This is a genomic window from Acinetobacter sp. YH12142 (assembly GCF_013418435.1).
Lineage (GTDB): Bacteria > Pseudomonadota > Gammaproteobacteria > Pseudomonadales > Moraxellaceae > Acinetobacter > Acinetobacter amyesii.
This window is the reverse complement of sequence record NZ_VPCB01000004.1, coordinates 72,870-93,659: the sequence shown is the minus strand read 5'-3', so window position 1 is coordinate 93,659 and position 20,790 is coordinate 72,870. Positions and strand designations below refer to the sequence as shown.

17 protein-coding genes and 1 pseudogene are annotated in these 20,790 nt (G+C 40.7%); 8 read left to right on the top strand and 10 right to left on the bottom strand.

Going from position 1 to position 20,790, the window contains the following annotated elements; all coding sequences use genetic code 11:
* Nucleotides 1-14 precede the first annotated feature (14 nt).
* From trpD to FTU77_RS05010, 6 genes are all read left to right on the top strand, one after another.
* On the top strand, nt 15-1,061 hold the full coding sequence (trpD, locus tag FTU77_RS05035) for an anthranilate phosphoribosyltransferase (RefSeq protein ID WP_078191968.1): 1,047 nt from the start codon (nt 15-17) through the stop codon (nt 1,059-1,061).
* Nucleotides 1,062-1,077: 16 nt separating this feature from the next.
* Entirely contained in the window at nt 1,078-1,884 is an 807-nt protein-coding gene (trpC, locus tag FTU77_RS05030) for an indole-3-glycerol phosphate synthase TrpC (protein WP_180055022.1), read from the top strand.
* Between the two features lie 106 nt (nt 1,885-1,990).
* The gene (locus tag FTU77_RS05025) at nt 1,991-2,974 is read left to right on the top strand and encodes a hypothetical protein (RefSeq protein WP_180055020.1); all 984 of its coding nucleotides are present in this window, start codon (nt 1,991-1,993) and stop codon (nt 2,972-2,974) included.
* A gap of 111 nt (nt 2,975-3,085) precedes the next feature.
* Nucleotides 3,086-3,775, top strand: coding sequence for a Smr/MutS family protein (locus FTU77_RS05020; RefSeq protein WP_180055018.1), 690 nt, complete (start codon nt 3,086-3,088; stop codon nt 3,773-3,775).
* A 95-nt stretch (nt 3,776-3,870) separates the two neighbouring features.
* Nucleotides 3,871-4,419 (top strand): GTP cyclohydrolase I FolE, encoded by a 549-nt coding sequence (folE, locus tag FTU77_RS05015; protein ID WP_171525937.1) that lies wholly within the window; start codon nt 3,871-3,873, stop codon nt 4,417-4,419.
* A 119-nt stretch (nt 4,420-4,538) separates the two neighbouring features.
* Nucleotides 4,539-4,895, top strand: coding sequence for a cupin domain-containing protein (locus FTU77_RS05010; RefSeq protein WP_180055016.1), 357 nt, complete (start codon nt 4,539-4,541; stop codon nt 4,893-4,895).
* A gap of 79 nt (nt 4,896-4,974) precedes the next feature.
* On the opposite strand, the gene FTU77_RS05005 is transcribed toward FTU77_RS05010, so the two are convergent.
* The 5 genes from FTU77_RS05005 to hemE form a co-directional block, all read right to left on the bottom strand.
* On the bottom strand, nt 4,975-6,351 hold the full coding sequence (locus tag FTU77_RS05005; protein ID WP_180055013.1) for a diguanylate cyclase: 1,377 nt from the start codon (nt 6,349-6,351) through the stop codon (nt 4,975-4,977).
* Nucleotides 6,352-6,457: 106 nt separating this feature from the next.
* On the bottom strand, nt 6,458-8,332 hold the full coding sequence (locus FTU77_RS05000) for a DUF4105 domain-containing protein (RefSeq protein WP_257223580.1): 1,875 nt from the start codon (nt 8,330-8,332) through the stop codon (nt 6,458-6,460).
* Between the two features lie 109 nt (nt 8,333-8,441).
* Entirely contained in the window at nt 8,442-8,912 is a 471-nt protein-coding gene (locus tag FTU77_RS04995) for a DUF3015 family protein (RefSeq protein ID WP_078190276.1), read from the bottom strand.
* Between the two features lie 150 nt (nt 8,913-9,062).
* Entirely contained in the window at nt 9,063-9,854 is a 792-nt protein-coding gene (locus FTU77_RS04990; RefSeq protein WP_180055196.1) for a DUF817 family protein, read from the bottom strand.
* Between the two features lie 40 nt (nt 9,855-9,894).
* Nucleotides 9,895-10,965 (bottom strand): uroporphyrinogen decarboxylase, encoded by a 1,071-nt coding sequence (gene hemE / locus FTU77_RS04985; protein ID WP_180055009.1) that lies wholly within the window; start codon nt 10,963-10,965, stop codon nt 9,895-9,897.
* A gap of 205 nt (nt 10,966-11,170) precedes the next feature.
* On the opposite strand from hemE, the gene FTU77_RS04980 reads away from it, so the two are divergent.
* Nucleotides 11,171-12,391 carry a L,D-transpeptidase gene (locus FTU77_RS04980; RefSeq protein WP_180055007.1) on the top strand — a complete coding sequence of 407 codons (1,221 nt, stop codon included), beginning with the start codon at nt 11,171-11,173 and terminating at the stop codon, nt 12,389-12,391.
* 192 nt (nt 12,392-12,583) lie between these two features.
* Entirely contained in the window at nt 12,584-13,279 is a 696-nt protein-coding gene (locus FTU77_RS04975) for a pirin-like bicupin family protein (protein WP_180055005.1), read from the top strand.
* Nucleotides 13,280-13,309: 30 nt separating this feature from the next.
* On the opposite strand, the gene FTU77_RS04970 is transcribed toward FTU77_RS04975, so the two are convergent.
* From FTU77_RS04970 to atzF, 5 genes and pseudogenes are all read right to left on the bottom strand, one after another.
* Nucleotides 13,310-13,459, bottom strand: a complete 150-nt coding sequence (locus FTU77_RS04970) for a hypothetical protein (protein WP_180055003.1) — start codon at nt 13,457-13,459, stop codon at nt 13,310-13,312.
* 524 nt (nt 13,460-13,983) lie between these two features.
* Nucleotides 13,984-14,385, bottom strand: a pseudogene (locus FTU77_RS04965) (guanosine-3',5'-bis(diphosphate) 3'-pyrophosphohydrolase); the annotation flags it as partial.
* A gap of 156 nt (nt 14,386-14,541) precedes the next feature.
* A complete protein-coding gene (locus FTU77_RS04960) occupies nt 14,542-15,228 on the bottom strand; it encodes a GntR family transcriptional regulator (RefSeq protein WP_180055001.1) in 687 nt (228 codons plus the stop codon).
* A 2-nt stretch (nt 15,229-15,230) separates the two neighbouring features.
* The gene (gene uca, locus FTU77_RS04955) at nt 15,231-18,830 is read right to left on the bottom strand and encodes an urea carboxylase (protein ID WP_180055000.1); all 3,600 of its coding nucleotides are present in this window, start codon (nt 18,828-18,830) and stop codon (nt 15,231-15,233) included.
* 19 nt (nt 18,831-18,849) lie between these two features.
* Nucleotides 18,850-20,664, bottom strand: coding sequence for an allophanate hydrolase (gene atzF, locus FTU77_RS04950; RefSeq protein WP_180055194.1), 1,815 nt, complete (start codon nt 20,662-20,664; stop codon nt 18,850-18,852).
* Between the last annotated feature and the right edge of the window lie 126 nt (nt 20,665-20,790).

Here is a 20,790-nt window from a genome sequence, read left to right as displayed (position 1 = left end):
GTGCAAAAAATATTATGAATATTCAACAAGCTTTAAATAACATCACGAAAAATATTGAACTCACTCAACCTCAAATGGAAGAAGTGATGCGCACCATCATGCAAGGTGAAGCAACCGATGCTCAAATTGGCGCACTGATGATGGGCTTACGCCAAAAAGGTGAAAGTATTGATGAAATCACTGCCGCAGCACGTGTAATGCGTGAATTTGCGATCAAAATTGATGTCAGTGATTTGCCACATTTGGTGGATATCGTTGGTACAGGTGGCGATGGTCAAAACTTATTTAATGTCTCTACTGCGTCTAGTTTTGTTATTGCAGCAGCAGGTGCAACTATTGCTAAACATGGTGGTCGTGGTGTTTCATCAAAATCAGGCTCTTCTGATCTTTTAGAACAAGCAGGAATTAACCTTGACCTTAATATGCAGCAAACTGAACGCTGTATTCGTGAAATGGGCGTGGGTTTCCTCTTTGCACCTAATCATCATAAAGCCATGAAATATGCTGCTGGTCCACGTAAAGAATTGGGCTTCCGTAGTATTTTCAACCTACTTGGCCCGCTTACGAATCCGGCCGGCGTAAAACGTTTTGTGATTGGTGTTTTCTCTACAGAATTATGTCGTCCTATGGCTGAAGTTTTAAAACAACTCGGTGCAGAACATGTCTTGGTGGTGCATTCAAAAGACGGTTTAGATGAAATTAGCCTTGCATCAAGTACTTATGTTGCAGAACTCAAAGATGGCGAAGTCACTGAATGGGAAATTCAACCTGAAGCTGTAGATATCGAGTCGCAAACCTTAACAGGTCTATCTGTAGATAGCGCGGCTGAAAGTCTAAAATTAATTAAAGATGCTTTAGGTAAAAACAAATCTGCACTCGGTGATAAAGCCGCGAATATGATTGCCCTAAATGCAGGTGCCGGTATCTATGTTTCAGGCTTAACCAATAGCTATAAACAAGGTGTTGCATTAGCACATGACATTATCTATGGCGGTCAAGCTCTAGAGAAAATGGGCATTTTGTCAGAATTTACGAAAACTTTAAAAGAATACGAAGCTTAAGATTAGGACTCAAATCATGGTAGATATCGCCAATACAATTTTAGGTAAAATTGTTGACCGTAAAAAAGAAGAATTTGCAGCCCGTCTTAAACAACGTAGCTATAAAGATGTCGAAGAGCTAGCTCAAGCAGCTACACCTGTTCGAGGTTTTGCACAAAACCTCGGCTCTAAACGTCCGGGGGTGATTGCTGAAATTAAAAAGGCATCACCATCGAAAGGCATCATTCGTGAAAACTTTAACCCTGCTGAAATTGCGCAGCAGTATCAAGATGCTGGTGCGGCATGTTTGTCTGTTCTCACCGATGTGGATTTTTTCCAAGGTGCCGATGAAAACATTCAGATTGCACGTAAGAACTGTGACTTACCTGCGCTGCGTAAAGATTTTTTAATTGATCCTTATGGCGTAATTGAAGCACGCGCTTTACATGCGGACTGTATTTTATTAATCGTGGCTTGTTTGTCTGATCAACAACTCGAAGAAATGTCGAAAACTGCTTTTGAGCACAATCTCGACGTGTTGGTTGAAGTACATGACGAAGAAGAACTTGAGCGTGCAATGCGTCTTTCTGACAACTGTCTACTTGGCGTCAATAACCGTAATTTAAAAACCTTTGAAGTTGACCTCAATACATCATTACGTTTGAAGAAGTTACTTGAGCCTTCTCGCCTACTTGTCACAGAAAGCGGTATTGCAACACCTGCAGATGTTGCCATGATGCAAGAACATGACATTCATGCCTTCTTGGTCGGTGAAAGTTTTATGAAGCAGCCACGCCCTGATCAGGCGTTTAAGGAGCTGTTTGGTGTGCCTGATAAAATATAAATGGAATATGTAGGGTGAGTTCGCTCACCCTTTTTCTCCTTTGCATCCATATTAAAAAAATTACACATCCTTTTTATAATTTTTATTCAATTGAGAATTAAAAATAATGAAGTCGATTATTGCTTCTACTCTTCTATTCATTTCATTAATCTTGGTTTCACTACACCAGATAAGTTGGGCAAAAAATATAACTCTGTATACAGGCTCACCGTATCTTATTGACCAAAATCATATCCTCTACTTTAATATTTCCACTATGCCCGAAGGCATCATTGCTGCTCAGATTGACCTAAATCAAATTTTTCCAAATATAAATACTCACGTGCTAAAGGGCAAAAATTATGATTTCAATAAGAATCAAATTGAAATCATTAGTTATCAAGGCTTACCAATAGTCATTAATTTCTCAATCAATACTAAAAACAAGAATATTGAAAATTCAACCTATTTTTCTATTTCTAAAGGACATAAAAATTCTTTATCAAAACCACTCAATATTAAATCTCACCCTATTTACATGGAAAAATTAAATCATTTTGAACAGACTTTTTATAAAGATAATTCTCATTTATTGAAAAAGAATTTAGCTGATGAGCCATATTTAATAAATCTATTCATGTTCCATGCAGCAATAAATAATTTTGATGATATGAATGATTTTTTCCAAAATGCGATAAAGAACCTGACACAGAAAAATGATATTGATAATTATGAAAAAGCTAAAAATTTGTATCTTGAATATTTAAATTTTGGTGAAAACAATGAATTTTATGATACCACCTTAATTATGGCGGCAATCGAGCACACAGATATTTCTTTCATCAAAAAAATGAAGCTGAGAAAAATAAATGAACTTGTAGTAGATGAAGTTGAACCACAAACATATTATTTCACTAGATGCTCCCCATTAGGTAAAGCTATCCGCCTAAATCAATATCAGATAATTTCTTATTTACTTGAAAAAGGCGCTTCAACCGAAATCGTGTGTATTTCTAAATTTAATGAAGAACAATCAGCATTAGCTCTTGCAGAACAATATAAAAATAAAAAAGTTATTAAATTAATTAATTCAACTTTGAAGCCCAAATAGGATTTGTAATGAATTAAGAGATCTTCTTTATATAAAGTCTTTCCAGTTCAAATCAGTGCCATTTAAGGCTATAATTGCACTAAATTTTTGTATATTTCCCGTTTTTTCATTATGAGCAAACACGATTCTTCGCTTTCAAAAGATCAGTACAACCTACTGAAATCTTTTAAAAAGCAAATTACGAATCCACATTCCTCAACGATTGCTAAACAGCCTGAGCCAACGCCAAAGACTGTTGAACAAGAGCAGGAAGAAGACTTCGCGCTTTTCCAAAAGCAAATGCAAGGTGTTCAAAAAATGAATGCAGGAAATACTGCAAAAATGGAAAAAGTGGGTCATAAAAAACCTGATGCGCAAACGTTGGCTAAACGTGCTGCTGCAATTGGTCCTATGGAAACAGATGATGCATTGCTTTCTGATACTCAAGCGATGCTCAACCCTGTTGCCAGCCAAGCGGCCTTAAGCTATCGCATTGCAACCTTACAGCATAAAGTTTTTGAAGATTTAAAAGCCGGTAATCTACGTTGGTTCGAAGCAGTCGACTTACACGGTTGCACTGTAGAAGAAGCTCGTTCGGCTGTGCTGCAAATCATTCAAATGGCGAAAGATGACAATCAAAACGTCATTAAAATTGTGCATGGCAAAGGGCCAGAAGCAATTTTAAAAACTTATGTAAATAGTTGGTTACGTCAACACCGTGACGTATTGGCATTTGTGAGCGCCCCAGAAAAACAAGGCGGTACAGGTGCTGTACTGGTTCTGCTTAAACGTGCAGAAAAGAACCCACAGTTTAAACAATAATCGGATTTAACTCCAAAAGAAGGCATTGTAATAGTTTTCTGCTACAATGCCGTCCTTGTTCAATCTCTCAGTGTAAGTGAACACGTCTTATGTCTATGCAGCAATCCTACGCAAATATCCTAACTGCCGTTGGTGAAGATCTGAATCGCCCAGGTCTTAAAGATACGCCTATGCGTGCTGCTAAAGCTTTTTCATATCTTACTTCTGGTTATAGCCAGACACTTGAAGAAGTGACCAACAATGCGGTTTTCCCATCCGGTAACCGTGAAATGGTCTTAGTTAAGAATATCGAATTCTATTCTTTGTGTGAGCACCATTTATTACCTTTTTATGGTCGTGTACATATTGCTTATCTCCCAGAAGGCAATGTTTTAGGTTTATCAAAATTCGCACGTATTACAGAAATGTTTGCCCGTCGCCTACAAATTCAGGAAAACCTCACTCAGCAGATCGCTGAAGCTGTGGCTGAAGTGACTGGTGCACGTGGTGTTGCTGTGGTGATTGATTCAGCTCACATGTGTATGATGATGCGTGGTGTAGGTAAACAAGAATCTACAACTCGTACCGTTTCTTTTGTCGGTGACTTTAAAACCAATAAAGAAGAACGCCGTGAATTCCTAAGTGCTGTACCTGAAAGCTATTAATAGAACATTCAGCGTCAGCTCTTTAAAAAAAGCCTCAAACTCTTGAGGCTTTTTTTATTTGTGTTTTAATGTCGCAAATCGTTTGTTTTGATAGCAAAGCACTATTTTCAGGATGAATCATGTCAGATGTATATATTGCCGGTCAGGGTTTAGCGCAAGCCGAACACAGCATAGACTTCCCTCGCCCAGACCGTTTGGTTCAGGGCAATCCCAAACGTGAAACTGCAAGCCTGTATGCACACCCCAATATGGACTGCGGGATTTGGCAATGTGAAATTGGCGCATGGAATATTGTCTTTGCACCGAACAAACAAGAGTTTTTTACAATCCTTGAAGGTTTAGTACGTATTCATGATCAACAAGGCGGATATATCGAGGTTTCCGCTGGCCAAGCGGGCATTATTCCCCCATCGTTTCAGGGCAAGTTTGAAGTTGTCGAAGCCGTCAAAAAATACTATGTGGTTGTCGAAGTTTAAATTACGGTACATCTCGCATAAAGCGTATTTACCCATAAAAAAAACTCCCATATGTGGGAGTTTTTATTCTCAGGATGAATTAGATATACGACAAATGCTTTGTGACTTGAATACAGTTTCGACCATTATTTTTTGCTGCGTACAAGGCATGATCTGCTGCATCTAAAAAGCGCTGATAGTCAGGATGTCCATCATACTGCACACAACCAATACTTACGGTAAAACTAAATTGCTGACCTTGTGCCGTTCGGATCAGGCCCTTTTCAATATATTGGCGAATATTTTCTGCAATTTTCATCGCACGGTTTACACCAGTATCCACCAAGAGTAATAAGAACTCTTCCCCACCGATACGGAATGCATAATCGCTACCTTGACTATAACGCTGTAAGGCTTCGGCAATAAATTTAAGTGCAAGATCACCTGCCGCATGACCAAACTTATCATTGATCATTTTAAAATAATCCGCGTCAAAGGAGAGCAAAGACAACGGCGTTTCATTTTGCCGCGCAAAGGTAATTTCACGTGAAATAATAGTACTGAGATAACGACGGTTCAGAAGTTGAGTTAAAGAATCATTGCCAGACTCAATATATTCAGCCACTTGAAATAGTTGATCGACTAAATGCTGAATTTCACGGTTCAATTCACGAATCTGTTGAATCAACTGTTGCAGCTGATCTTTTTCCGTCATCTGCATCGTTTGCTGGGTTAATTGATCGACTTCATAAATTCGGTCAATAATCAGTTGCACCTGATCTGAACCTGAAAAAGCATATGCCGCTTTATGAATGAACCATAGCCCAAACTCTGATTTTGAAAATAAGGGATGATAAAAACCAACATTGCCCGAAAAGATTTTAAACATCAGTTCATTTTCCCAATCGAGCAATGAACCACGTTGTTTATCTTTATGCACTGCTACATCTTGCATCGCAGAAAATAAGCGATAATTGTGTTTTGTTTCTTGGTTTTTTTCCGTATTGATCTCATAAGATCGGCACATGATTTCAGTGCTGAACCCCATAATTTGTACAATATAACTACACATATGGAGAATATTTTGTGTTTGGTTTAACTCTAAAATTTCAAATATTTTACGTTCTATTTCACGCACACCACGTATGATGAACCATGACGGAATACCAACACGCGCGTGTACCATTCCAACTTTCTGCTGTCTTTTGACTGAGCTTTCAAATTCACCATTCAGTGCGACATTAAACGTTTCTAACAACCATTTTCTTAAAGTGTCGATGAGCCTTTTTTGAATGATATCGTCTTTAAAAAATTCAGCTGACTCTGGCTCACGTGACATTTGTTCATAAAAAACAGTTACTAAATGTTCAACATGTCTTTGGATAAATTGCAATGCTGCAAGATGTTCATTTTCAGTATATTGATCACAAATATCTTTCCAAGTCTGACTTAGACCTGTAATACATTCTTGATTCATTCGGTGACACAAACCACAGCTATTACAAAGCTAGCAATCATACCTTGCTTTACTTACATAAAAAAACAAATTTATTTGATATTTCACATTTTATCTATCTTAAAAATTAATAGAAAAATACATAACTCAATTTCAATTTATTCCAAGCTTGATCATCTTGCTGCTGGTATTCATAACCTAGTCTTAAGGCATTTTGTTGGTTGACGATATATTGTAATTCAGCATCGAGTTTCAGATTCCACTGATGTACATCTTCCCAATACGGAAGCTCTGCCTGCACTAGACTGTTGAATCGTTCAGACCAAATATTTTGACAACCCAGTGTCGGCCCAAGTCCAACTCGCCATCCCTGATCGAGTGACTTGCCGCCCTGCACCTGCATTTGAGACTGCACATAACACAAATGTGTGCGTTCCTGATTGGCCCAGCTATATCCAGATTGAGCTTTTAATTCAGCTACACCATGTTGTTTCGTTTCACTAAATTGACCTGCATCTACAGACACTTGCTGCCAGCCAAAATTAAAACCCCAAGTTAGTGGTGTTTTAAATGGCGTGATTGGGTTGTAAGAATTGACCGATAAAAAATCAAAATGATTGATCTTGAATTGTTCGTCACGATATTGGATCGAGCCATCCCAAAACATCAACTGCGTACCAATCCGAAAGCCACCTTGCGGATCGATCAAATCATGATAAGCCTGACGATGACCGAGTTCGATATATTTTTCACCTTGAACTTCACCCACGGTAGCTGAAAAATTTCGCGCATGATGTCCATTGACAGGGTCTAGACTTGGCTGCTTAGGTTCAGTCCGTTGTTTCGGTTGTGAAGATTGGCTACGTAAGGCCAAGATTTGACGCAATTTAGGCTGCGTTTCTTCCGCACTCACCTTTCGACCAATCAGCAATAAATACAGATGGTCATACGCCATTTCTAATATTTTCGCTTGCTCTGCTTCATTAAACTGAGCGAGTGCTGTCGACATCATCGCAGGTTCAATTTCAGCGAGCTTATGCGCTTCACGTGCTAAACGATATCCATGTTGCTGCGCTTGTGATAAAAGCTGCGTTTCTAATGCAGGACGATACACCGCTGCTTGAATCAGTTGTTCATCATTGATCGCTTTAATCGTTTCAACAGGAATGGAAGCGACTTTAAATTTTTCGGTTAAATTCAGTGTCGGGCGAACCAAATCCATTAAGCCCAATAATCGATATGCACAGTTATCACTGGCAAAATAATAGGGAAAACTGACATTTTGCATTTCCCAAAGATGTTTAACCAAATAACTGGTTTCTTGCTCGGTCAGTGCTAGCTCATATTCCCACAAATCACGACTTTCAAAATCACCATATTCTTTCACCTTTCGGTAGTACGGCATCAAGGAATATTCACCAGGATACTGTCCTGTTAAGCCTTTCCATGCATAAGACCAGTTATCTTCACCTGCAACTGTCGCTGCATAGTTAATGGCATAGGACACCAAATTTAGCTCTTTCTGATCTTTCGGATCGAGACGCAACAAGGTATGTCCAAACATAGAACTTGGATTCCCCATAAAGTCTGTGGCGTAAATTAATGTCGCTTTATACGGCTTAATTTTCCCAAACCATTCATCAAACTCAGGGCAACTCACTACTGGTAACTGCTCTGAACGGATGGATAATTCTTGCATCAACCACTGACTACGCGCAGGGAAACGACAACGAAAGGCTTGATTATGTTCGGCGGTTTGAAACAGTGCAGCGACATCTGCCTCTAATTCGGCTTGGGCATTTTGACGGCCATTTTCAGCTAGAAAGTAACCTGAAAAAGCAACTTCACTTTGTCCTTTATGATCTGTATATAAAAGTCGTTGCCAACTGATGTGTTCAGACAGTTTTTTTGATTGTGCAAGTTCAATATATCGCTGTAGCTCTACGGTTTTAGAGAGGTTTGGATCTACAACTTGCTGAGCATATAAGATGCTCGGAATCATAAAGGTACAAAATAAAGCAGTTGATTTCATTCAGTTATATTCAAATCCATTTTTATATATTTTAGATAATAAAAAACCCTGCCGAGAGACAGGGTTTTGAAAGCATCGATTAAACGTATGCTTTAAGTACTTCATCTTTCGCCATTACGCTTTGTAATGAAGCAAGTACTTGTAGAGAAGACTGGTTTTCAGCTGAATAGATTTCAGCAAAATTTGCTTTAGACACAGCAAAGAAACGTGCTTTATCTGTTGATTGGATGTTTAAAAGCTCAGCCAAAACATTCAGGCTCTCACCTTGACCAACCGCCATATCACGAGCAAGTGATTCAGCATTTTCATTGGTAAATGTTACCGCTTGAGCAGTCACTGTACCAGTACCGCTACAACCTAAAGTACCAAAAGTAATACCAAGTAACTGGTTAGTAAAAATACCGTTGGTAGTCGCAGCTAAAATTTTAGGAATTTTACCTGATTGACCAGCCCAAACTTGAGAACCAACACCACAACCTACGTCACGGTCAGCAAAAGCAGCTGTAGAACCTAGTGCAACGACTGCAACTAAAGCTAATTTTTTTAACATGGCACTTCTCCAGGGAATTTTATTCCATTGTTTTTAATTATTAAAACATGTGTAATTTTGATTACACACCTGTAGATTAACTTGATCTTTCAGATAAGGCAAAACATTTTCATCTAAAACTTTTGGCTAAAAATAATACGTTCTTTTTCACTATTTTTTGAGCAACCAAGTACCATTTTCATCACGTTTTCCAAGAATTTTGAGCACTAAAACCAAACTGAGTAATAGCAACAAATACCAAGAACCGAGTTTCCCCCAACCGACCATATGCCATGCATCGACCTGACTTGGATATAACCAAATTTGATAGAAAGTACTGATATTTTCTGCGATCCAAATCAAAAATGCCAAAATCAACAGTACTGGTAACATCGGCAACTGAATCACATAATTTTGTAATTGAAAACTGAGCTTAGTTTTCCAAAAGATCACCACACTCCAAGCAAACAAAAATATACGAATATCTGGCACAAAAAATTTGGTCATAAAATTAAGATATGACAAAACGGCTAAGCACAGCATATTGCCAAAACGCGGTAAGTTACTGAACGACACCTGATATAGACGTAACGAACGTGCAAAGAAACTCCCCACCGCCGAATACATGAAACCTGCAAACAATGGCACAGTCAGCAATTTGAAAATCGCAGGCTGCGGATATTGCCATGAGGCAATATGTGGATGGGTCAGAAATATTTCCATCCCCATTGCAAGGATATGAAACAGTGCTATGACTTTGGCTTCCGCCCAAGACTCGAGTTTTAAGCAGAGTAAACACACTTGAATGATCAGTGCATAAAACAATAAATAGTCATAACGGAAAAAGCCAAAATATTCCTGACTTCCCATTGCTGCAGTGAATGCAAAAGCGATCAGCAGTAATATCCCAAATAAGGCAGCCGAAGCTGCCTTATAAGAGAACTCAAAACATGATTTTATCATCTTGACCACGGTTGAATCCTAAACCAATTTCCCTAAAGCCTTATAAATACTTGGCACTATATTCGTGTACCGTATCAATAAAGGCTTTCGGATTGGTTGGATCTACCCACTGGGTAATACCATGGCCTAAGTTCGCCACATAACCAGTTTTTTCACCGTTGGCATATGCATCATCTAACATGGCACGCGTCGCTTTCGCAATCGCTTCAGGCGAACCATACAATGTTGCTGGGTCTAAGTTGCCTTGCAATGCTGCACGGCCTGCAACTGTTTGACGCGCCACATTTAATGGCGTAGTCCAATCTAAACCAAAGGCATCTGCACCCGTTGCAATCATTGGCTCTAACCATTGACCACCACCTTTGGTAAACAAAATCACAGGAACCTTGCGTCCATCTTTTTCACGCTGTAAACCTGCCACGATTTTTTGCATGTAGTTTAGTGAAAATTCGATGTATTCACGGTGTGCTAATGCCCCACCCCAACTATCAAAGATTTGTACGGCTTGGGCACCTGCATCAATCTGCGCATTGAGATATTCAGTCACCGCCACAGCCAAACGGTCTAATAAGGCATGCAGCACTTCAGGTTGTGCATACATCATTTGTTTCGTAAAACGGAAATCTTTGCTTGAACCGCCTTCCACCATATAGGTTGCCAGTGTCCAAGGACTGCCTGAGAAGCCAATCAAAGGAACTTGTCCGCCCAACGCTGAACGAATCGTAGTCACTGCATTCATGACATAATCTAGGTCAGATTTGGCATTAAACTTAGGTAAATTCAGTACATCTTGTTCGGTACGTACAGTTTTATGAAACTTCGGACCTTCACCTGCTTCAAAATACAGTCCTAAACCCAACGCATCAGGTACAGTCAAAATGTCTGAAAATAAAATGGCTGCGTCTAAGTCATAACGACGCAAAGGTTGTAAAGTAACTTCACAAGCAAATTCTGTATTTTTACAAAGGGATAGGAAATCACCCGCTTTTGCACGTGTTTCACGATACTCTGGTAAATAACGGCCAGCCTGACGCATCATCCAAACCGGAGTGGCATCTACCGGTTCACGTAATAAGGCACGCAAGAAACGATCATTTTTTAAGGTCGTCATTCACTTTCCCAACTTAATTCGATATTCACATCATCATATCAAAAAGGTTGTAAATATAATAACTTCTCAAGCATTTAAAAACCGATCATGTTGAGTACCAAAAATGATATTTACACAAAACAACTACTGCATCTCCACTTTTTTTCTGTAATACTTAGCCAGTTTTTAATACACAGTAAATGAATAATTCTTAAGGTTGAATTACATGTTCGTTCGCACCATGCTCGCACTGAGCCTAAGTTGCATATTTGCTGGTACAGCTATTGCCGCATCTACTGCTGAACAACCATTAACGCCAAAAAAAGTGACTAATGTTGCAGTTCAGGATCCCATTGATCCGTTAGCGACTGAAGCTTCATCTGCAACTAGCCAGATTAGCGCTCAAGAACAAGAAGATCTGAACCAAGCATCGCAAACTTTAGACAGCTTGCAACAATCAGAAGATGTTAAAGCCGACATCGGTGCTGCACCTGCTACAGCGACTGCTACAACTCCAACACCAACTTCGCCTGCTGCCAAAGTTGCTTGGGGTTTAAATGACCTAAATAATGCTCAGTGGTATGACAACATTGGTAAAGGTCAATTCCCTGTTTATGCACGTGCGCATGTCATGCTCAATAATGCACATGCTTCACCGGGTGCAATTGATGGTACCAGTGGTAAAAATACCCTAAAGGCGATCGCTTCATTCCAACAAATGAATGGGTTGAAACCTACAGGGACTTTAACTAAAGAAACTTGGGATGCGCTGATTGCGAAACAAGGTTCTAAACCTGCATTCATTGAATACACGTTGACTGATGCAGACTTGAAAGGTCCTTATGCAGCATCAATTCCACACGACTATGCATTACAAGCAAAAATGAAAGGCTTGTACTACACACGTGTGACTGAAATGTTGGGTGAAAAATTCCACATGGACGAAGACTTTTTGAAAAAGTTGAATCCAAAAGCGACATTTAAAAAAGCTGGTGAAAAAATCTTAGTTGCGAATATTCGTAACGAAGTTCCTGAAGATATTCACTTAATCGTTGCACATAAAGGCGCGAAACAACTTTACTTGTTTAATAGCCGCAACCAAATGATCGGTTCATTCCCTGCAACGATTGGTAGTTCAGATACGCCATCACCTACAGGTACATACAAAGTTACAGGTGTTGCACCAAATCCTTGGTACAGCTACTCACCTTCTAACTTTGTTCAAGGCAACAACAGAAAACCATTGTCTTTACCACCTGGTCCAAATGGTCCTGTTGGTAATATCTGGATTGGCTTGAGCAAAAAATCATTCGGTATTCACGGTACACCGAACCCATCTGCTATCTCTAAAACAGCATCACACGGTTGTATTCGTTTGACTAACTGGGATGCAAATGATTTAGGTAAGAAAGTGAAATCTGGTGTGACTGTTAAATTCTTAGAATAATTTTAGTCATATTTAAAAAAGCCTGCTTCGTGCAGGCTTTTTTTATAGTTGCGCCTTTATGTATAACAAAAAACTCTATCTTGGCTGAGCGTTGCAAAAATAGGATGAATTGTCGCTAAAAAACTATATATCACTATTTAGTTCAATCCTAAAATAGGCATATGTTCAATAATTAAGATAAGGATGAATGCCATGAATGCTTTTTTACATCCAAGTGAAAACCGTGGTCACGTAAAAATGGGCTGGCTTGAGTCTAAACACAGCTTTTCTTTTGGTAACTGGTATGACCCGAAATACATGGGCGTTAGTGCGCTTCGTGTAATTAATGATGACTTAATTGCAGCACATGAAGGTTTTGGTCAACACCCACATGACAACATGGAAATTTTGACCTGTGTGTTAAAAGGCACCATTACGCATAAAGACAGCATGGGCAACCATGGTGGCATTTCTGCGGGTGAATGGCAGCTGATGAGCGCGGGAACTGGTGTTCGTCACAGTGAAATGAACCAAGGTGATGAAGATGTTCATTTATTGCAAATTTGGATCATTCCAAACGAACGTGATGCAGAGCCGACCTATCAACAAATTAAATGCGATCCACGTGATCAACCCAATCAATGGCATTTAATTGTTGGACCGAATGACAATGCACCGATGCATATTCGCCAACAAGCTGAAGTGAAAACAGCAGTCATTTCTAAAGGTCAATCTTTAGACATTGAAGCAACACAACACATTAACTATGTGCATGTCATTTCAGGCTCAGTGAAAATTGCTGAACATACCGTTGAAGCTGGTGGCGCAATCGCCTTTCTAGAAGCTAGCAAAATTGAAGCGCTTGAAGATGCTCAAGTGATTTGGTTTGATTTACCCGAAGTAAAATAACGAAAAAGCCCTCAAATGTGAGGGCTTTTTTTATGCCGCTTGGCTTAGGCGTTCACTGCGTTGATACAACCACATCAACACCAAAGTTGGAATGATAAATCCTGCAGCCACCATGATGCCATGTAGGATTGAGGCATAAGGTTCAGCAAGCATGGCCAAATGTTTTATTGGAGATGTCAATGGATGGAATCACTTTAAAAGTCTCGAAATCAAGCATTTCGAGATATTCTTAAATGACACTCAGCATCTAATTATCTAGATAAAATTCATCAATCAAAGGTGATTTTATTCTATTGCTGATGCAATCTATCTAATCAGCCTTCAGTTTCCACGCGATAAAAATGATTTTGCATAAAGACGCAAAACATAGAGGCAAATAATTGCCGATCTTGTTCAGTTTGAAAGATGCCCCCGAAATAGTCTCGATCTATGGTTAAAATTAAATTTAAGAATATTGCCTGCTTGGGAACCACTCCCATTCTTTGGCAATATGCAAAATATGCACTGACATCTTCAAATAAAATCCACCATTCCTGTGGACTTCCAATCTGAATGCCACCTAATGAATGCTCTAGATCAAACATCGCATTGAGCAGATACTGAAAATTTTGCTGTGAACTTTGAAATTGAAATCTCGGATAATCTGTTGTTAGATTTAATTCGATCAGATGTAAATGGACGCTCCGAGCACGATCTAATCTACGTTTAACTTTTAAATATTGTTGATAACGACGTCGATCTTTTGCTGTGACCAAAGTTAAGCGAGACAAATCCATATTGTCGTGTAAATCACTGAGTTTCACTTCACACGCTATTGCATTTTTAGCAGTACGCTGCGCAGCTTGAAATCGGTTCTCACCTGTTGTTTTAGTCAGTGCCTGTATTGCGTCGATAATATGGGCTTGAAAACCTAAAGCATGAAGCTCATCCGTCGTTGTCTCTGTATCTTCTAAAATGTCATGTAATACAGCGACGATTTTAGCGTCGGGATGTTGCACATTTTGCATCACACGAAGTGGATGCTGAATATAAGCTTGACCCGCTTTATCGACTTGTCCGAAATGGCGTTCAGTCGCCAAAGAAATCGCGTTTTCTAAAGTTGAAATAAAGAATCTCCCCTTCGTGGTCTTTTTTATTTTTCTCCATCATATTAACCAATGAATACAGATATTTGTAGCTCTAAGCGCTACTTGAACGACACAGATTGACTCGTAAAATACACTACCGTGGCTTATCGTGAGCTAGATCTTTTGAAAATACTTCTATGCCATTCGTGCCAACATTTCCAAAGTAATTTTTTTCACCTCTTTTTTACTTTGCTGAATATGGCTGCGCATTTTCTCCAATGCCACTGTCACATTATGTCCAAGGATCAATTGTAAAATCTGTTGATGCTCTGCATAAGTGGCTTCTATTCGATAATCTTTAGAAAAGTCTAAACGTCGAATAATACGGATTTTTTCACTGACATCCCGATGCACTTTCGCCATTTCACTATTACCGATTGCCTCAACCAATTGGCAGTGAAATGCTTCATCTTGCATCGATAAAGTTTTTAAATCATGCAAAAACTGCTCAGGCGGAATACACCACACATTTACTAAGTCTTGTAAAGCCAGTTTGAGCTGAGTTGATTCCATTTTACAAAGTTGCTCAATGGCATAGCACTCCAGCAAAATCCTTAAATCATACAGTTCTTCATAAGCTTTAAAGTTCAGCGGCTTCACCTCCCAACCGCTACGAAAATGTACTCTTACATAGCCAGCTTGCTGTAAACGGTATAAAGCCTGACGTACGGGTGTACGGCTCACTTCATACAACTCGGCAATTTCAGATTCGGTAAAACGTGCGCCCGGTTTGAGCTGGAAATCAAAAATATCGTTTTTTATTTTTTGGAAAACCAGCTCAGACAAGTTGTCTGAGCTTTTCCCAACAATGGCTGAGGTCATATTTATTCCATATAAACCAGCGGCTCACCGCTATGTACCGTTTGTCCTGCACGGCAAATAATCGCTTTCACGATACCGTCATCATCGGCATAGACTGGAAGCTCCATTTTCATCGCTTCAATAATGGCTACAGTATCGCCTTTCTTCACAGACTGTCCAGCTTCGACAAAAATTTTCCAAATGTTGCCAGTCATCGACGCATTCAAGGCTGCAAATTGGCTATAGTCGGTATCATCTTGCAGGATTTCCATTTCCGCAGGTGCATCGAACTCATCTTTCCAGCGTTCAACTTCAGTTGTAAATGCCTGCTGCTGCTGTGCTTTAAATTCGGCAATACTGTCTTTCTCTGTTTCTAAAAAGGCTTGATAAGCTGCAAAATCAAACTCTGTTTCTTCAATTTTGATTTCAGCCACACCATTGGCAAAGTCGGCACGGAATTGATCCAGTTCAGCTTCAGTCACTTCATAATATTTAATTTGGTCAAAGAAACGTAAGAACCATTGCTGATCGCTAAACTGCTTGTTCTTTTTAAACTTATTCCAAATAGGCAAGGTACGACCAATCAATTGATAACCGCCTGGTGAGTCCATGCCATAGATACACATGTACATTCCACCAATACCAACTGTGCCTTCTGCGGTAAACGTACGTGCAGGGTTATATTTCGAGCTGAGTAAACGATGGCGTGGATCAATTGGCACAGCACAAGGTGCAGTTAAATACACATCGCCCAAACCTAAAATCAAGTAATTGGCATCGAAAATGATGTCTTTGACTTGCTCACGGCTGTCTAAGCCATTAATGCGCTGAATGAAATCGACGTTATTTGGCAACCAAGGCGCTTTTGCACAGACACTTTCTTGATAACGTTCTACAGCCCCTAAAGTGGCCGAATCCTCAAATGCCATCGGCAAGTGAATAATTCGTGATGGAATTTTGATTTGGCTCAAATCGCCCATCTCATTTTCGAGTCCCAATAAAAACTGGATCAAATTCGCTTGGCTGAAACGCAATCCATCATATTTAATTTGCAGTGAACGCACACCTGGAGAAAGCTCTAAGATGCCATCAATGTTCGCTTCACGAATCAGCTGCATCAAACGATAGACACGTAAGCGTAAAGCCAAATCGAGGACGTTTTCGCCATATTCAAGCAAGATGTAACTGTCACCTGCCTGACGGTACACCGCTTTTGGCGCATGTGCATCAGCTTCACGCACAGCCAATATCCCTTCAGGCTTACATTCAAAATTTGCCACCTCTGAGTTTTCAGGTGCTTGAGCAAAGTTTTGGATATCGGCAATTTGCTGAACTTCCAAGGCATTGGCTTGTTCCACACTCATCGGATAGAAACTGATGCTGTCATCTGCCTTAAGTTGACCAATCTTCCAAAGTTCTGCTTTGGCAATGGTGACTGGGCAAACAAAGCCACCAAGGCTTGGGCCATCTTTCGCCAAAATCACGGGGAAATCACCAGTGAAGTTAATTGCACCAATGGCATATTCACAGTCATGCACATTGGATGGATGCAAACCTGCTTCACCGCCATTTTCACGTGCCCAGCTTGGTGTCGGGCCTGTTAGGCGAATACCTAAACGGTTTGAGTTAAAGTGTACATTCCATGTTGAAGCAAAAAATTCTTCAATATATTCAGGTTTAAAGAAATCTGGTGCACCATGCGGACCATACAGCACGCCAATTTTCCATTCTTTGCCATAGCTTGGAATACGCTCTGCTGCCAAAGCTTGTGGTGATGCTGTAGCAACTTCCAATCCATCTAAAGGCAGGCTTGGATTAACCATTTTAATCATGTCGCCTGCACGCAGCACTCGTCCTGCATGACCGCCAAAATTACCCAATGCAAAGGTTGAACGGCTGCCTAGATATTCAGGTACATTTAACCCATTGCGGATTGCAAGATAAGTACGGCAACCCGATTCAACTTGTCCGAGCGCCAAAGTTTGCCCGGCTTTGATACTGATAGGCTGCCAAAAGTCTATATTCACGCCATCTAGAGTCGCGCTGCATGGCGCACCTGCAAGGGCTACGATACTATCGGCATGAAATTTAAGACTTGGCCCTTGTAAGGTAAACTCAAAACCTGCTGCCGATTTTGGATTACCGACAACTTGATTAGCCAACTGAAATGCATAATCGTCCATTGGGCCTGATGGCGGTACACCAATATCCCAATAGCCCACACGCCCCGGATAGTCTTGAATCGTACTTTGCGTTCCCGGTTGCAGCACTTCAATTACATTTGGCACATATTTAAAATCATCCAGCAGACGTGTCCAGATTTGCATATTTTCAAAGCGTGCATCGGACACTACGGTATGCGCATAGTCTAAGTTGGTACTGATGCCATTCAGGCGGGTTTCAGCCAAGGCTGTTTTTAGCTTAGCAATCGCACTGTCTCGGTCTGCTGCATGCACAATAATTTTGGCAATCATCGGGTCAAAATATTGTGAAATTTCAGTGCCTGTAGATACCCACGTATCCACACGGATGTCTTCAGGGAAATACACATCCGTGAGTACACCCGGACTTGGCTGGAAGTTTTTCACTGGGTCTTCCGCATAAATTCGCACTTCAATGGCAGCGCCATTGGGCTGAATATTGCTGAGTTTTTCCCAGTCCAAAGCATCACCTGCTGCCACTTTGAGCATGCATTCAATCAGATCTAATCCTGTCACCATTTCAGTGACTGGATGTTCAACCTGCAAACGGGTATTCACTTCAAGGAAATACACTTCATCACGGGCAGCATCATAGATAAACTCAACCGTGCCCGCGCTGCGGTATTTCACCAATTGACCGAGCTCTACGGCAGCACGGTGCAATTTTTGACGGGTCGCTTCTGGTAAATGCGGTGCAGGTGTTTCCTCAACGACTTTTTGGTTACGGCGCTGCAAGGAACAATCACGCTCACCAAAAGCAACGACTTGACCTAAACCATCACCAAAAATTTGTACTTCTACGTGACGGGCTTTATCGACAAAACGTTCAAGAAACACACCCGCATCTTTAAAGAACTGCTCTCCTAGACGCTTTACACTTTCATACGCATCTTTTAATGATTGTTCATCATCACAGCGCGTTAAACCAATCCCGCCACCACCCGCAGTACTTTTCAGCATGATGGGATAGCCAATCTCTGCAGCAGATGCGAGCGCTTCATCCAAACTTGCCAATAAACCTGTGCCCGGTGTCATAGGTACATTGGCTGCAGCCGCCAATTCACGTGCACGATGCTTCAAACCAAACTCTAAAATTTGTTCAGCCGTTGGCCCCATAAAGGCGATACCATTTTCCTCACATGCACGGGCAAAGTCGGCACTTTCAGATAAAAAACCATAACCTGGGAAAATCGCTTCAGCGCCGGTTTGTTTGGCTGCTTGAATCAATTTTTCAATACTTAAATAAGTTTCTGCAGGTTTAACACCTTCAAGTGAAACCGCTACATCTGCATCTAAGACATGCTGTGCATAACGGTCTGTCTCTGAGTACACGGCAACCGACTGAACACCGAGTTTCTTTAATGTACGAATCGCACGAACAGCAATTTCACCACGGTTTGCAATTAACACTGTTTTAAACATGATTATTTCCCCGAATTTTTTAATTTGATTTTGCTGTTGTTGCTTGCAGTGATTGGATATAGGCGCGCCAGCCGCCAAATTCACTGATATTTTTTGCACCGTTTAGGCCATAAGGTTCACAAATAAAGCCTTTCACCCAACGTCCATCGGCAAGCTCGACATTGCCCATACCAAGTGGTGTTGGAATTTCAGCAACAAATTCACCAAAGCGTGCTTTTGGAATATCCCAAAGCTCGACAATAATTTTTTGACCCGATTCCTGACGTGCTAAACCTGGTTTCGGCGGTACAGTGCCCGGCAGTGCATAGAGGGCATAATCAGCAGAAGTGGTTGTGGTTTCGACATGCACGGCTTGACGTGTTGTCAGTTGGAAATTGAGTGGCATACCTGTGAGATGTGCGCCTACGACTGCAACGCGAAAATGCTGTGCAGATGGTGCAGAAATGACTGAAGCTTTTTCAGGCAATGTTTTCGCTACTGCACCGAGTGGTAATTTCAGATGGTTTTGCCATTTTTCTGCAAAGTTTGCTAAAGCCGTATCGTGCCAAGCCGGTGCAATGAATGTGATTCCAAAAGGCAGCCCGTCGGCACGAAAGCCTGCAGGAACAGCGATGGCACTGAGGTCAGCTAAATTAGTAAAGTTGGTATAGGTGCCAAAGTGGCTATTATTTTCAATTGGCGCTTCTGCCATTTCAGCCAGTGTGTGAATGGTTGGCGAACTTGGCACCACTAAAGCATCAAATTGCGCTAAGGTTTGCTGAATTTGGCGTGCCAAATCTTGCTTTAAATATTCGGCGTTATAAGCATCCACCGCAGTGTACTGCTGCCCTTTTTGAATAATTTCTAAAACTGTTGGATCAAAGTCATCTGCATGGCTGTCTAAAATTTCAGCTACGGCTGCCGTACGCTCTGCGACCCATGACCCTTGGTAAAGTTGGCTCGCCAATTGACTAAAAGCGCTGAAATCAATTTCTGTCAGTTCTGCGCCTAAGTTTTTTAATTTAGTCAGTGCTTGCTGAAATGCATCCGCCGATTGAGCATCGCCAAAAAATTCTAATTGTTTTGGAATGGCTAACTTTAATTGTGCGCTGAACGTTGCAGGCGCTGTTGCAGGATTCACACGTGAATAGCTGTCGCTTACATCAAAACCTTCCATAACATCTGCCACAGCAGTCGCATCAGCGACGGTTAAGGCAAAAATTGAAATGCAATCTAAGCTTTTACACGCAGGCAATAAGCCTGTATTTGAAAAGCGACCTTTGGTCGGTTTTAAACCAACAATATTATTAAATGCTGCGGGAATTCGTCCTGAGCCTGCTGTATCTGTACCGAGTGCAATCGGGACTAAACCACGCGCCACCACACTGCCTGAACCAGAGCTTGAACCACCGCTTACATAGTCAGGATTAAAAGTATTTGGCACTGCACCAAATGGTGAACGTGTACCGACCAATCCTGTGGCAAATTGATCTAAATTGGTTTTGCCTACAATAATCGCACCCGCTTGTTTTAAGCGTTGTACCACATAGGCATCTTCAGTTTTAATTTCAGTAAATAATTTAAACGCAGCCGTTGACGCAAAGCCTGCCACATCAATATTGTCTTTCACTGCAATAGGCACACCAAACAAAGGTAAGGCAGTCGCATTTTCAATTTGTTTTAAAGCGTCAACCTGTGCAGTTAATTGCTCTATAGATGCAATGGAAATCCATGCTGGATCTGGATGGTCAAATTGCTCGACCAAGGCATATAAGTCTTCAAGTTGAAGTGTGTTGTTTGCGTAGCCCGCTTTCCATTCCGCTAAAGTCCAGCCTAAAGTTTTTATTGGGTTCATTGATGTGCTCATTCTTGTATCCAAGTTTGAATACTGTATTGCACACATTATGCCAAAATTAATTTTTTGTTATTTTTCAGTATGTTAATACTAAAACACCAATCGTTTTCCTATTTTATTTAGGCA

What these genes read in the sequence shown, in the direction of transcription:
- trpD (WP_078191968.1), top strand. Translation starts at nt 15, where the DNA reads ATGAATATTCAACAAGCTTTAAATAACATCACGAAAAATATTGAACTC.
- trpC (WP_180055022.1), top strand. Translation starts at nt 1,078, where the DNA reads ATGGTAGATATCGCCAATACAATTTTAGGTAAAATTGTTGACCGTAAA.
- FTU77_RS05025 (WP_180055020.1), top strand. Translation starts at nt 1,991, where the DNA reads ATGAAGTCGATTATTGCTTCTACTCTTCTATTCATTTCATTAATCTTG.
- FTU77_RS05020 (WP_180055018.1), top strand. Translation starts at nt 3,086, where the DNA reads ATGAGCAAACACGATTCTTCGCTTTCAAAAGATCAGTACAACCTACTG.
- folE (WP_171525937.1), top strand. Translation starts at nt 3,871, where the DNA reads ATGCAGCAATCCTACGCAAATATCCTAACTGCCGTTGGTGAAGATCTG.
- FTU77_RS05010 (WP_180055016.1), top strand. Translation starts at nt 4,539, where the DNA reads ATGTCAGATGTATATATTGCCGGTCAGGGTTTAGCGCAAGCCGAACAC.
- FTU77_RS05005 (WP_180055013.1), bottom strand. Translation starts at nt 6,351, where the DNA reads ATGAATCAAGAATGTATTACAGGTCTAAGTCAGACTTGGAAAGATATT.
- FTU77_RS05000 (WP_257223580.1), bottom strand. Translation starts at nt 8,332, where the DNA reads ATGATTCCGAGCATCTTATATGCTCAGCAAGTTGTAGATCCAAACCTC.
- FTU77_RS04995 (WP_078190276.1), bottom strand. Translation starts at nt 8,912, where the DNA reads ATGTTAAAAAAATTAGCTTTAGTTGCAGTCGTTGCACTAGGTTCTACA.
- FTU77_RS04990 (WP_180055196.1), bottom strand. Translation starts at nt 9,854, where the DNA reads ATGATAAAATCATGTTTTGAGTTCTCTTATAAGGCAGCTTCGGCTGCC.
- hemE (WP_180055009.1), bottom strand. Translation starts at nt 10,965, where the DNA reads ATGACGACCTTAAAAAATGATCGTTTCTTGCGTGCCTTATTACGTGAA.
- FTU77_RS04980 (WP_180055007.1), top strand. Translation starts at nt 11,171, where the DNA reads ATGTTCGTTCGCACCATGCTCGCACTGAGCCTAAGTTGCATATTTGCT.
- FTU77_RS04975 (WP_180055005.1), top strand. Translation starts at nt 12,584, where the DNA reads ATGAATGCTTTTTTACATCCAAGTGAAAACCGTGGTCACGTAAAAATG.
- FTU77_RS04960 (WP_180055001.1), bottom strand. Translation starts at nt 15,228, where the DNA reads ATGACCTCAGCCATTGTTGGGAAAAGCTCAGACAACTTGTCTGAGCTG.
- uca (WP_180055000.1), bottom strand. Translation starts at nt 18,830, where the DNA reads ATGTTTAAAACAGTGTTAATTGCAAACCGTGGTGAAATTGCTGTTCGT.
- atzF (WP_180055194.1), bottom strand. Translation starts at nt 20,664, where the DNA reads ATGAACCCAATAAAAACTTTAGGCTGGACTTTAGCGGAATGGAAAGCG.